Genomic DNA, 12738 nt, shown 5'->3' with positions numbered 1-12738 from the left:
TTATAATTCGGAGTATAATAAATCCTACGGAGGTGATAACTAATGTTCAGCATATTAGTCGTAGAGGATGATAAAAACACAAGAAAGCTGATGGAGGCCATATTAAAAAGAGATGGGTACTCCGTGTATACCGCCGAAAACGGGACCACAGCACTGGATTTGATGGATGCGCATCATATTGACCTGATCGTTTTAGATATTATGATGCCTGGCATGGACGGCTACGATTTTACAAAAGAACTGCGCGAGAGCGGTTGCATGACACCAATCCTTATGGCCACGGCAAAGCAGCTCCCGGTTGACAAAAAGAAAGGCTTTCTCGTAGGCACAGACGACTACATGACAAAGCCCATAGATGCCGAAGAAATGCTTCTGAGAATAAAAGCACTGCTTAGACGATCTCAAATTGCGAACGATCACAAACTCGTCATCGGAGAGGTCATTCTTGATTATGATGCTCTAACTGTTACACGGGGAAAGGATAAGCAGACCCTTCCGCAAAAAGAATTTTATCTGCTTTATAAACTTCTGTCTTACCCCGATCGAATTTTCACCCGTATCCAGCTTATGGATGAGATATGGGGTATGGAATCCGAGAGTACGGACACCACCGTCAATGTTCATATTAATCGACTGCGCAAACGCTTTGATGATTACCCCGAATTTGAACTCGTTTCGGTGCGCGGACTTGGCTACAAGGCGGTGAAAAAAGTATGAAAGGCGAACTTCGAGAGCGGATAGGCTTGTCCTTGCTGTTTTCTCTTGTCGTATTCTTTATTTTTCTAATCACGGCGCTGATTGTGGCCGCCATCAGCTTTTTAGTGATCGCATCAGGGCATCCAAATAGATTTGGTCATTATGGACCCTTTGTTCCAGTACTTATTCTACTGATATCAAGCACCATTGTTGGTACCATAGTTTCCCTTGTTATGGGACGTTTCTCGTTGAAACCCATACGAGAAGTGATTTCGGCCACCAATAAACTTGCAAACGGTGAATTCTCCACACGGCTTAACATCACTCATCCCTTGGAATTCAGGAAACTAGGCGAGAGTTTCAATCGCATGGCGGCGGAGCTTGGGGGGATTGAGTTGTTACGTACTGACTTTATCAACAATTTTTCTCATGAATTCAAAACACCTATTGTATCTATCAAAGGTTTTGCCCAGATGCTTAAATACGAGGATCTGACAGCGGAAGAAAGAAATGAATACCTTGATATCGTCATCAGTGAATCCAGTAGGCTGGCATCCCTTGCCACAAACGTACTAAATCTGTCCAAAGTAGAGAATCAAACCATTCTTTCTGAAAAGCACGCCTTTGACCTCGGCGAGCAGGTGCGGCGCTGTATCATCCTGCTTGAATCGAAATGGGAGCAAAAAAGGATTTCATTATCCGTTGATATACAGGATATATCTTATGTAGGCAACGAAGAACTGCTGAGTCAGGTTTGGCTAAATCTTATCGATAATGCAATAAAATTCACACCGGAAAGCGGAACGATCAACATTGTATTAAAACGGATTGATAACTATGTAGAATTCTTCTTACGAGACAGCGGCTGTGGAATTAGCAGCAACAAACTACCTCGTATATTCGATAAATTCTATCAGACGGATACTTCCCATGCCACCGTCGGCAACGGCTTGGGACTGACATTGGCGCGAAAGATCGTCGCATTACATGGAGGGAGCATCACTTGTAATAGCGAACTTGGTGTTGGAACTGAATTTACTGTGCAACTACCACTAAATCGGAGAACAATAGATTAGTACCTATAAATAATGGGTGATTTAAGATCGAATCACCCATTATTGTGTTATATTTTATAACGTTCGACCATATTCTCTGTTTTATCTTGGACGGTGTCAAAATGATGGTCTTAACTCATTCTTAACTAAACCAAAAAAGAACCATGACTTTTTTGGTCATGGTTCCTCTATCAAATTTTGGTGTCGGAGACGGGACTTGAACCCGTATGATTGCTCACACGCCCCTCAAACGTGCGCGTCTGCCAGTTCCGCCACTCCGACACGTATTTTTTAAGAACAAAGCCTATTTTAGCACATTCGTGCACCTAATTCAACTGAAAAAGTTCCCTTCGGCAATGCCCGAATGTTATTATAGCAAATGCCTTGGTGTAAATCAAGTAAAGATTATGGCATCCCGAAACTGATTACCATAAATCCGGCATCAGTTTTTTGGCTGTTTTTTTAATGCCGAAATTTCCTTTTTCCCCTAAGATGGAATAGACAAGGGAAATCTGACCTGGTATCGACTCAATATTATCAATCGTAACCATCGGTTTGGATTGGTAATACGGCATATAGGAATACGCCGCCGTACTGGCCTCGACGCCAACGACCATGACCTCATTCTCCAGAATGTAATCGGACAAAGCCAGATCCAGCCATTTAGCCTGCTCGCCTAAATTGGTCTGACTACCCCCGGCCAAAATTACAGCGTCCACCGGTTCTCCGGTCGTTCCGGAAATCTTGATCATTTTTTTCTTAACCAAATCGGATATAGTGCCCTGGTCATCCCCAAAAAGAATAGATTCCCCCATCATTTTCATTAACTGGCTCCCTTGGTCATGGGCCGGAGAAAGTGAATCAGCAGTGACCTTAGCCAGAGAAAAGTCATTCAAAACGCTGATTACCGCTTCAATCTCCGCCCCGGAAATTTTTAAGGGATTAATAATATCGTTCAGATTGCAGCTGCTATTCGTTTGCACCACCACAACCCGGTAACTCTGCAGCTTATCCTGGATCAGGACAGGCATGATTTGCTGGCAGAACTTCTGGTAAATTTCCATGGTTTCATTGGCAGCAGCCAGTTGGCCTTTTGTTAATCCGTTTTGGACACGCATTTGCTGAAAGTCAATTTCCAAACGATCAATCAATAATTTTTGCTGGTTCCCGACAAATTCATCACCGATGATCATACTGCCAATAAGAATACCGATTCCCAGGGCTAAAAATATGGCGACCAGTGCTGTGACATGATACTTATAATCAATCACGGGCAATACCTCCATGATTGGACTCTTACCATATTATGTCACCCTGGTAAAAATTTTTATGCATGATTAATGGTTCTTAAATTGTAATTCTTCAAACACTACATTGTTGCCAGGTCCTAATTGAAAGTTCGCCAAACGATCCGATACAGCGGCAGCAGATTTATACGTGTAGAGATATCTGATTCTGGAATCGTTAACAACCTCTCGTTCCAACTGTCGGTAGAGACTTAATCTCGCAGCACCTTTTTGTTGGACAGCATTATCCAGCAATTGGTCCCAAAGCGGATTTTCTATTGTTTTTTGCCATCTGGAGTTAATCTGCTCATGGAAAAAATCATCCAGCTCCGTACTCCTGGCGGCAAATGTTGTCGTGTAAAATGCTGCTTCCCCGTTCCGCACCGCTTTACGCAGATCTTTTTGGGAAAGGGCCTGGATTTTAATATTAAAACCTAGGGAAGACAGGTTTTCCACTATCTTTTGAGCCACGATCTGATCTTCCCAGGCGGATCCACAGTACAAGGTGATCTGAGGTAAGCCGCTCCCGCCGGGATGGCCCGAAAGCTCTAACATTTCGGCACCAAGTCCCTTCTCATAGGCATGAGATACTACTGATTCTTGTGATTCCTGATTTGACTGCCCGTACCAGTAATCTGTCAGATATCCGGACAATACTTCCCCGCTTTTACCCCGGGCGGCCTTCAGAATTTTCGCCGGATCCAACCCATAGGATACGGCATCCCTGACTGCTTTGTTTGTAAACGGCTCCAGGTTGGCATTCATCCCCACATAACGGACCTCTAAAACAGGTTTTTCTACCAGAGAAAGATTCCCCATCTGTCCGGATAAGGGCGGCATATCACCCGGTGTGACATCTTGCAGGATGTGTGTTTTTCCGGCGAGAAAATCCCATACGGCATCACCTGTAGGCTGGTTCAACAAAAATTCAATGCGCCAGATGGCCGGTTTGGTCCCAAAATATTGAGTATTCTTCCCTAAGGTGAGGCTCCGGCTGTCTACCCACTCTATGAACTTAAAGGGACCGGCTCCGCTAGGGATTAAAGAAGGCTGCTTGAATGTTCCTGGTTTCGCGAATTTTACACCTTGTTCAACGACTTCGTAGCGGTCCAGTACGGCACCGGCAGGATGGGTCAGTGAATTGATAAAATTATCCTGAGGATGCACCAGCGTAACCTTTAAGGTATATTTGTCCACAGCAACAATCCCTGCAGCCAGTGTTTGGTTGCCCGATAAGACTTCATTCGCCCCCTGGATATTCGTAAAAAGATACGCGGAAGGCGCATTCAGCCGCAACACCCTTTCCCAGGAAAACTTAAAATCATCCGCCGTAATTTCTTTCCCATTATGGAACAATACCCTTTTGTTTAGATGGAAAACATAAGTAAGCCCGTCGGGTGAAACCTCCCAACTGCGGGCGATGCAGGAAACAACTTTGCCGGACGCATTTTCTTTAACCAGGCCTTGAAAAATAAGCTTGGCCACCATTACTTCACTGTCACTCTGCACATAAGCGGGATCAATGGTCGTAACAGGGGTTTTTAATTGTTCATAAACAACATCTTTCCCCGCAGGTAAAGATGTTTGCTCCGGGTCGGTTTGATCCCCGCCAGTCCGTGCGCAGCCGGACACCAGCAAAGCGAGCAGCAGTATCATTAACATCCTTTTCATAAGATCACTGTTCCATTCGTCCTAAGTTTCTTTTTTATTCTAAAATATCTTCCGGAAAAAAGCTATTAAAAAGAATACTTCTTTTCTACATTTTTCGCCAAATTTCGGGAATACTACCGATGTTCATCCAAAGGGGGACGAAGTTTATGCTTGATCGAGTAATGATCGGGAGTATTGCTGGCATATCGGGTGCCGGCATTTTGGCTCTCTTTTCTTTCGTTTTTAATTTTCTGGGCATTACTCAAATAGAATTATTATTTTTAAACAGTTCCATCTTTTTACTGGAACCAACCGCCCATTCTATTGCCGGAAATCTCTATGGGCTGATAATTCATCTTTTGGTTGGTGCAATGGTCGGTGTTGTCTATATCTACCTCCTCCCTTATACGGGAACGGATTATTTAATATATAAGGGAATTTTTCTTGGCGCCATTACCTGGCTGATCATCGGAGGAGTGATGGCCAACATCCTGAACCTCCCCGTAAAAAACACTATCATAGATCAGACTATTTATACCCTGCTGAATATTGTTTTTGGCTTAGTCACTGTTTTTTCCGTCCAATACTTAAAAGCAAAAGTATGAAGAAAACACCGGATTCCGGTGCTTTCGAATTACGATCACCTTTTTAGTTCCCCGGAAGTCCTCCGTTTGCTTACCGATACTCCGTTCATTTCTTTTCATCCATTGTCCTTTATCCGTACAATTCTTGATATCGTTGATAATACTTTAACACTTTTTGCACGTAAATCCGGGTTTCGGGAAAAGGAAGTTCTTCCAAATGGTTCAGCTGCCCGTCCCAGACCCCGTCTTCCAACCACTTGCTCACATTCCCCTGACCGGCATTGTAAGCCGCTAAAACGACCGCCAGATTATCCGGAAAAGTATCCTGCAGTTCCCGTAAATACCAGCAGCCGATTCTGATATTATACTGGGGGTCAAACAACATTTCAGAATGAAAATCTATCTTTAATTTCTGCGCCGCCCACTCCGCAGTTTCCGGCATAATCTGCATTAATCCCCGGGCGCCTGATCCGGACTCAGCCGTATGGGAAAACCTGCTTTCCGCTCGGATCACTGCCGCCACCAGTAAAGGGTCTACCTGATAGTTTCTGGAATACTGATACACATATTCTGAATGCGGTATGGGATAAAACAATTTCTGTACGGGAGGACTTAGAATGACCGCATAGCATAAACTAATTAGAATACCCAGGATCAAAAAGAATCGGACCAGCCGACGGACTCTCAAAACCAACAACAATGCCAACTCCTAAAACCAATGTAGTAAATATTTTACGTATTTTGTTCCTTTTCATGCCTAGTAATTTGGTTCCAGATATCATACACCTGATTAATAGTATCCTGTACCAAGCCTGATGTGTCAATGATTCGGTGCGCAAACTTTTTCTTTTCTTCCAAAGGCATTTGCGCGCCAATTCTCTTTTCGGCTTCCCATTCCGGCAAGCCCTCTCTTTCCATCAATCTCATGATCTGGATGTCCTTGGGAAGAGCAGTCAACCAAACCTCATCAACCATAGCTGTCATGCCTAACTCAATCAGCAAAGGCGCATCGACAACGATCATAAGATAGTTGTTTCCTCTTTTCCCGGCATTAATTCTTTTTCGGATCTCATCCATGATCCGGGGATGGGTGATCCGGTTTAACTTATTCCGGGCTGCCTGGTCCCGGAAAATAATCCCGGCCAGCTCTTTCCGGTTAATATTTTGGTCAGGCTGCAGAATGGCCTGTCCAAATTCCTGGACAATCTCATTCCAAGCAGGACTACCCGGAAGCACAATCTCCCGGGCAACTTTATCCGCATCAATAATCAATGCGCCCAGTTCCTTGAGAACTGAGGAAACAGTACTTTTGCCGCTGGCAATCCCGCCCGTTAAACCAATAATTTTCACCTGTCTGTCCTCGCATCCATCCTACTATTTTTGACAACCCGGGCAGTGGTAAGCGCTTCGGCTCCCTACCTTCACCCTTTCTACCGCAGTTCCACACCGGGGGCATTTCTTTCCTACCTGCTGGTAAACATTTAAGAAGTGCTGGTGGGCTCCCTTATCTCCCCGCCCGTCCACATAATCACTAAATGTGGTTCCCCTGTGTTCCACAGCTTCCCCTAAGGTGCTTCTGATTTCCTCAAACAGTCTAGTCATTTCTTCATGGCATAAAGAACCTGCTGTCCGCTCCGGATGGATCCCGCACCGGTATAGAATTTCATCCGCATAAATATTGCCGATCCCGGCAATCATGCTTTGGTCCAGCAGGAAAAGCTTAATCCTGCTTTTCTTACCTGCTAAATTCTCTTTTAAATTTTCTAAAGTAAACTCTTCTCCCAACGGTTCCGGTCCCAAGGAGCAAAGCCCCGAGATTTGATCAATTTCTTTTTCCGGGACCAGCCAAATACGGCCAAAACGGCGTTGATCTACAAACCTGAGTTCCCTGCCATTGTCAAGAGAAAAAATCACATGGGTGTGCTTTTTCAGGGGATGATCCTGCTCACAGTACACAAGCTGTCCGGTCATCCTGAGATGGACCACCATTTTAGATCCTTGGGACAAAGCAAAAATCAAGTACTTCCCCCGCCGGTCAATATTCCGGAAGGATTGCCCGGTTATTTTTTCCCTAAATTCTTGAATACCCGGTGTCTTGATCACAATCTCCTGATTTAAGGTGATACCGGTGACGGTAAGACCAAGGATATGCTCTGCCAACGTACGTTTTACTGTTTCCACTTCCGGAAGTTCCGGCATGCCGCTGCCTCCTTTTATCTGCCTGATCATGATGAAAAGCGTTTCTCTAAATCTTCGTCATATGGTACCAATCTTCTCCCCTTTTTAAATCCACTTTTATAGGAACATCCAGCGGCACGGCGTTTTCCATTAACTCTTTCACCGTTTTCGCCAGGGTATCGATTTCATCCGGGACCACATCAAAAATCAGCTCATCGTGCACCTGAAGAATCATTTGGGACCGGCTGCCCTGATCATGAAGATAGCGGGATAACCGGATCATAGCAACCTTGATAATATCGGCGGCGCTTCCCTGAATCGGCGTGTTCATGGCAGTTCTTTCGCCAAAACTCCTGACGTTAAAATTGGAACTATAGATGTCGGGAAGATAACGCCGGCGATTGAGTAAAGTCGTCACATATCCTTTATCCCGCGCCTCACGTACCACCCGGTCCAAATAATCCGCTACACCCGGATAACGGGCAAAATAACTGTCAATATAACGCTTTGCTTCCTTACGGGTAATGCCCAAGTCCCTGGACAAGCCATAATCACTGATTCCATAGACGATGCCAAAGTTAACCGCCTTGGCTCTTCTTCTCATTTCACTTGTGACCGCATCCATGGGCACCCCAAAAACCTCCGCAGCCGTTCGGGTATGAATGTCCTGATCCTGCTGAAAAGCTTCTTTCAGTACCGGATCACCGGAAATATGGGCCAGCACCCTTAATTCGATCTGAGAATAATCTCCCGCCAGAAGAATATTTCCCTCCCGTGATGGAACAAAGACCTTGCGAATTTGCCGCCCCATCTCCATGCGGATGGGAATATTCTGCAGATTGGGTTCCGTGGAAGAAAGCCGCCCCGTAGCGGTAACCGTCTGATTAAAGGAAGTATGCAGCTTTCCCGTCTTGGCATTAATCAGTATTTGCATGCCGTCCACATAAGTGGATTTCAGTTTTACCAGGGTCCGGTGTTCTAAAATTTTAGCCACGATTTCATGCCGGGGAGCCAATTGGTCCAGAACCTCCGCATTGGTACTAAAACCTGTTTTTGTCTTTTTCACCGGGGGCAAACCCAATTTTTCAAAAAGGATCACCCCTAATTGTTTGGGTGAATTGATATTAAACTCTTCTCCGGCCAGTTCAAATATCTCCCGGCTGATGTGCTGCACGGCTGCTTCCAATTCCTGAGACATATTTTTCAATTGAGATGATTCCACTTTTACTCCCGCTATTTCCATCTCCGCCAATACGCTTTCCAAAGGGAGTTCCACCTGGTCGTACAAATCTTTCATCCCTTGATCCGCAATCTTTTGCTCAATGATACCCGCTAACTGCCACACCACTTGGGCCCGGCCGCAGTGGTCCAAAACTTCGTCTTCCCGGGTCACCAAGGCCCGGTTCAGATACTCCAGGCATAAAGACTCCAGGCTGTACTCTGAGGAACCGGGATTCAAGAGATAGGCCCCCAGCATCACATCGGCACAAACCCCTTGTAGTTCTTGCCCTGCTTGAAAAAGCATTACTTGAAGGTCTTTGGCATTATAAACTACTTTTTCTATATTTTCCGTCGCAAAGAGTTCTTTCAGAGACATCAGTTTTTCCCGGTCCCGGTCGCCGTCAAAGAATACGGTATATGCCTTGCTTTCGGACACGGCAAAAGAGATCGAGGAAATATCGCCGTCAAAGTAATTCCCCCGGTGCGTTACATAGATCGCGGCCTTTCCCGTCTCCAAAACCTCTTGGACTGTACGGGAAATCTCTTCCGGAGCGGCCAGACGGTGAAAGTTAGCCTCACCTTCTCCGTTTTCCTGCAGGACCGGAGGCGTTTCCCGGGTAGCCATCTTTTCCAAAATTCCTTTGATCAAGCTTTTAAATTCCAACCCTTTATACAGGCCTAAAAGCTGTTCATAATCCGGCTCTTCATACTTCAGCCTGTTAAAGTCGATTTCGATAGGAACACAGCATTCGATGGTAGCCAGCCCTTTCGACAAAATCGCCAAATTTTGATTTTCCGTCAGTTTATCCCGCAGCTTGGGGGAGATTTCGTTAAGGTGGAGATAAATATTTTCCACTGTTTGAAACTGCTGCAGCAACTTCAGGGCGGTTTTTTCTCCGATGCCGGGAACTCCGGGGATGTTATCGGAGGAATCCCCCATCAAACCCTTGAGGTCTATAATTTGCTCCGGAGCAAGTCCAAACCGGTCGGATACGGCTTTTTCATCATAGCGCTCCAGCTCGGAAATACCTTTGCGGGTCAATAATACCACCGACTTGGGAGAAACCAATTGCAGGGCATCCTTATCTCCGGTCAAAACTAGATTTATCACATCTTCTTTTTCCCCCTGCCGGACAAAAGTTCCGATCAAATCGTCCGCCTCAAAGCCTTCCTTTTCTTCAAAGGCCACGTTCATGGCCGTCAATATCTTTTTAATTAATGGAAACTGGGGACGCAATTCGGGCGGAGTGGCCTTACGGTGCCCCTTATACTCTTGATACTGTTCTGTACGAAAGGTGATCTTCCCCTTATCAAAGCACACCACGACCCAGTCCGGCTTCTCCTCTGCCAATATTTTAGAAAACATGGTGGTAAAACCGTAGGCGGCATTGGTAAATTCCCCTTCCCCGTTTGTCAGCAAAGGAAGGGCATAAAAAGCCCGGTGGATTAAACTGTTTCCATCTACAATTAAAAACTTTCTCACAAGGTATCTCCTCCCTCCTGCGCCTCAACCTGAGACATAATCACAGCTTTTCCCTCTTTTAGATCCAGCTTGGTCCCTAGTTTTTCCGAAACATCACAGGTGCGCTGCAAAATTTCATGCGCCATTTCGCCTTGGGCCACCACAGGCTGACCGTCATTAATATAAATAGGCAATAATTCTGCCGACAATATTTTGGTCGGATCCAGCTTTAAATGGAGGAGCAGTCCCTGCTTGGTTTTTTCCATCTGGTTCTGGTCAAACACAAAATTTCCCAAAGAATAGGCAATCAAGCCCTGATGATACAACTCCACACCCTGGAGGCAGTGGGGATGATGGCCCAAAACCACATCCACCCCCGCATCAATAAGCTGGTGGGCTATTTCTTGCTGGTATGATTGCGGTAAATATTGATATTCCTCCCCCCAGTGGAGGGAGACCATCACATAATCCACTTCATTTTTGATCTGTTCCACGTCTTCTTCAATCTGCTCCACGACCAAAGGAGCAATTCCCGGCATGTCCTCGGTTGCCTTTAATTTTCTCGGGTGTTTTGCACTCCAAATCATGTCTGCCATTTCACTATAGGCGAGAAAAGCAACTTTAATCCCCTGGACATCCATGATTACCGGACTGCGGGCCTGTTCGATATCCTTCCCCCCGCCCACCGGCTTGATGCCGGCTCCTTGTAAAATTTCTAAGGTCTGCAAAAAGGCAGGAGAATCATAATCTAAGGCATGATTATTAGCGACACTGATCACGTCAAACCCGGCCTGAGAAAGGGCCTGAACGTTTTTCGGGTTACCCCGGAACCAGATTCCCTTTCCTTCAATTTTCTTCCCTTGATCGGAAAGAGGTGATTCCAGGTTCGCAAAAGCAATATCAGCTGAAGCTAAGAGTTCCCGGGTTTGCTGAAATGGATACTCCATGCCGTGCCGGCTGATCAACCGGTCTAGCTTTCGGGCCAGCATCACATCTCCCACCCCGATTAATGAAATCTCCGGAACAATTACCTCAGGAACCGCCACCGGTGTTTCTTCTTCCTCTTTGATGGGGGACATGTCTCCGACCAAGGAAATACAGCCTGTTAAGGAAAGGAGGAAAACCATCATGATCAGGCTTACTAATATTTTACCATTTTTTTTCATTTCAAAACCACCCTTAAAAAAAGTTCGGTGTGCAAAGACAACTTCCTGCACACCGAACTTAAATTCATTGTTTAAACAGCTTAAAAGCTTTTCCGGCCACCAGTACAGCCGCCGCCGTTACAACGATAAAAATAATGATGGTTTGCACTTTTCCCCGGGTAAAAACCTGAATATTTTTTTCCTGGGTGCCATCCTTCTGAACCGACGATTTCATAGACCTTTCAGCGGTTGAGGACTCGCTCTGCAGGTCTTGATCCTCTGCAGGGCTTTTTGAGGCGGCGCTCTCTTCTTCACCAGCCGGTTGGGCACTCATGATCGAAGGTGCCTGCCCCCCATCCTGTTGGGGCTTTTGAAAAAGGTCGCTGCCAAAAAGGGAAAGAACGATGATGATCATGGCTGCAGCGGCAACAAATATCCGCTGGGGTCCGGCAAATTTTTTCCACCACTTTCTTCCCGTTTCCAAGGGCATTTCCCGGTTCTTATCCTCATGCACCTTGGTGAGCAAATCATGAATCTGATCGGAAAAATCACTGGGCAAGGGAACCTCCGGTATAGACTGGATCAAAGCAACGGTCTCTTTGAGCTCTGCCAGATCTTTCCGGCAAGAAGGGCAGCCTTCTAAATGGTTTTCCACCATCAGAATCTCTTCGGAAGTTAACACATCGTCGAGGTAAGGAGATAATAAGTCCTGAATGTCCAGGCAATTCATTAAGCTTTCCCCCTCTCAACCGATAGACGTCCCATTGATTGGCGTTGTTCCCTATCTTCTATTATTTTGTCCTTCAAGTATTTTCTGGCCCTATTGAGGCGCGATTTAACCGTACCCAAAGTAATATTCAATTCTTGGGCAATTTCCTCATAGCTTAATCCCATCATCTCCCGCATCACAACAACCATCCGGTATTCCGGGCTCAGGCTGTTAATGAGGCCCTGTATGTACTCACCTGACTCTTTCTGTTCATAGGCAGTTTCCGGGCAATTGGAATAATCAGGAACTTCCCTGTTGACTTCTCCATCTTGGCTCACCAACGGTTCATCCAAAGAAGAAACCTGATGACGGCTCCGTTTACGCAATTCGTCACGGCAGACATTGGTTACAATATGATAAACCCATGTGCTGAAAGAAGCGTCCAGCCGGAAGCTTTTAATGGATTTATATACCTTGATCAGTGCTTCCTGGGCCAAGTCACTGGCATCATGAGGATTTCCTATTAAACGGTATGCAATATTAAATACCTTTTGCTGGTACTTGGATATTAACTGCTCGAACGCTTCAATGTCTCCCTGCTGGCTTCGTTTAACCAGGTCTTCGTCATCTATAAACATATCCGTCCTGTACTCCAATCATTATTAAACTGGACTCATAAAATCTTTATTGTTGTCTATATTACACTTCAAATCCTGAATTCCTTGCATTTTTTTCTACAAACCGCTACAATA

Annotated in this window: 12 protein-coding genes and 1 tRNA gene; 3 read left to right on the top strand and 10 right to left on the bottom strand. The window is 45.5% G+C overall.

Annotation, left to right across the window (positions count from 1 at the left end):
- The first annotated feature begins 42 nt into the window (after nt 1-42).
- A complete protein-coding gene (locus DCMF_RS02385) occupies nt 43-717 on the top strand; it encodes a response regulator transcription factor (protein ID WP_148132952.1) in 675 nt (224 codons plus the stop codon).
- A complete protein-coding gene (locus tag DCMF_RS02380) occupies nt 714-1772 on the top strand; it encodes a sensor histidine kinase (RefSeq protein WP_148132951.1) in 1059 nt (352 codons plus the stop codon). The genes DCMF_RS02385 and DCMF_RS02380 overlap by 4 nt, the downstream gene beginning before the upstream one ends.
- A 178-nt stretch (nt 1773-1950) precedes the next feature.
- On the opposite strand, the gene DCMF_RS02375 is transcribed toward DCMF_RS02380, so the two are convergent.
- The 3 genes from DCMF_RS02375 to DCMF_RS02365 all read right to left on the bottom strand — a co-directional run bounded on the left by DCMF_RS02375 (nt 1951) and on the right by DCMF_RS02365 (nt 4708).
- Nucleotides 1951-2033 (bottom strand) — tRNA-Leu (locus DCMF_RS02375).
- Nucleotides 2034-2176: 143 nt separating this feature from the next.
- Nucleotides 2177-3022 carry a copper transporter gene (locus DCMF_RS02370; RefSeq protein ID WP_214659042.1) on the bottom strand — a complete coding sequence of 282 codons (846 nt, stop codon included), beginning with the start codon at nt 3020-3022 and terminating at the stop codon, nt 2177-2179.
- A gap of 66 nt (nt 3023-3088) precedes the next feature.
- Complete coding sequence (locus DCMF_RS02365; protein WP_148132949.1) at nt 3089-4708, bottom strand: ABC transporter substrate-binding protein; 1620 nt, start codon at nt 4706-4708, stop codon at nt 3089-3091.
- 146 nt (nt 4709-4854) lie between these two features.
- Here DCMF_RS02365 and DCMF_RS02360 point away from each other — a divergent pair, with 146 nt between their 5' ends.
- Nucleotides 4855-5292: a hypothetical protein gene (locus DCMF_RS02360; RefSeq protein ID WP_148132948.1), complete on the top strand. Its 438-nt coding sequence runs from the start codon at nt 4855-4857 to the stop codon at nt 5290-5292.
- 109 nt (nt 5293-5401) lie between these two features.
- Here DCMF_RS02360 and DCMF_RS02355 read toward each other — a convergent pair whose 3' ends face one another.
- The 7 genes from DCMF_RS02355 to DCMF_RS02325 form a co-directional block, all read right to left on the bottom strand.
- Nucleotides 5402-5968 (bottom strand): lytic transglycosylase domain-containing protein, encoded by a 567-nt coding sequence (locus DCMF_RS02355; RefSeq protein WP_214659041.1) that lies wholly within the window; start codon nt 5966-5968, stop codon nt 5402-5404.
- Between the two features lie 35 nt (nt 5969-6003).
- Nucleotides 6004-6621, bottom strand: coding sequence for a dephospho-CoA kinase (coaE, locus tag DCMF_RS02350; protein ID WP_148132946.1), 618 nt, complete (start codon nt 6619-6621; stop codon nt 6004-6006).
- Between the two features lie 24 nt (nt 6622-6645).
- Nucleotides 6646-7470 carry a DNA-formamidopyrimidine glycosylase gene (gene mutM / locus DCMF_RS02345; protein ID WP_148132945.1) on the bottom strand — a complete coding sequence of 275 codons (825 nt, stop codon included), beginning with the start codon at nt 7468-7470 and terminating at the stop codon, nt 6646-6648.
- A 46-nt stretch (nt 7471-7516) separates the two neighbouring features.
- The gene (gene polA, locus DCMF_RS02340) at nt 7517-10153 is read right to left on the bottom strand and encodes a DNA polymerase I (RefSeq protein ID WP_148132944.1); all 2637 of its coding nucleotides are present in this window, start codon (nt 10151-10153) and stop codon (nt 7517-7519) included.
- The gene (locus DCMF_RS02335) at nt 10150-11298 is read right to left on the bottom strand and encodes a CapA family protein (protein ID WP_148132943.1); all 1149 of its coding nucleotides are present in this window, start codon (nt 11296-11298) and stop codon (nt 10150-10152) included. Before DCMF_RS02335 ends, polA begins: the two co-directional genes overlap by 4 nt.
- Nucleotides 11299-11362: 64 nt before the next feature.
- On the bottom strand, nt 11363-12007 hold the full coding sequence (locus DCMF_RS02330; RefSeq protein WP_148132942.1) for an anti-sigma factor family protein: 645 nt from the start codon (nt 12005-12007) through the stop codon (nt 11363-11365).
- Nucleotides 12007-12624, bottom strand: a complete 618-nt coding sequence (locus tag DCMF_RS02325; RefSeq protein WP_148132941.1) for an RNA polymerase sigma factor — start codon at nt 12622-12624, stop codon at nt 12007-12009. The genes DCMF_RS02330 and DCMF_RS02325 overlap by 1 nt, the downstream gene beginning before the upstream one ends.
- Nucleotides 12625-12738: the final 114 nt, after the last annotated feature.

The organism is Candidatus Formimonas warabiya, from assembly GCF_002777255.1.
Taxonomy (GTDB): Bacteria; Bacillota; Dehalobacteriia; order Dehalobacteriales; family Dehalobacteriaceae; genus Formimonas; species Formimonas warabiya.
This window is presented reverse-complemented; position numbering and strand designations above follow the sequence as displayed.

What these genes read in the sequence shown, in the direction of transcription:
- DCMF_RS02385 (WP_148132952.1), top strand. Translation starts at nt 43, where the DNA reads ATGTTCAGCATATTAGTCGTAGAGGATGATAAAAACACAAGAAAGCTG.
- DCMF_RS02380 (WP_148132951.1), top strand. Translation starts at nt 714, where the DNA reads ATGAAAGGCGAACTTCGAGAGCGGATAGGCTTGTCCTTGCTGTTTTCT.
- DCMF_RS02365 (WP_148132949.1), bottom strand. Translation starts at nt 4,708, where the DNA reads ATGAAAAGGATGTTAATGATACTGCTGCTCGCTTTGCTGGTGTCCGGC.
- DCMF_RS02360 (WP_148132948.1), top strand. Translation starts at nt 4,855, where the DNA reads ATGCTTGATCGAGTAATGATCGGGAGTATTGCTGGCATATCGGGTGCC.
- mutM (WP_148132945.1), bottom strand. Translation starts at nt 7,470, where the DNA reads ATGCCGGAACTTCCGGAAGTGGAAACAGTAAAACGTACGTTGGCAGAG.
- DCMF_RS02335 (WP_148132943.1), bottom strand. Translation starts at nt 11,298, where the DNA reads ATGAAAAAAAATGGTAAAATATTAGTAAGCCTGATCATGATGGTTTTC.
- DCMF_RS02330 (WP_148132942.1), bottom strand. Translation starts at nt 12,007, where the DNA reads ATGAATTGCCTGGACATTCAGGACTTATTATCTCCTTACCTCGACGAT.
- DCMF_RS02325 (WP_148132941.1), bottom strand. Translation starts at nt 12,624, where the DNA reads ATGTTTATAGATGACGAAGACCTGGTTAAACGAAGCCAGCAGGGAGAC.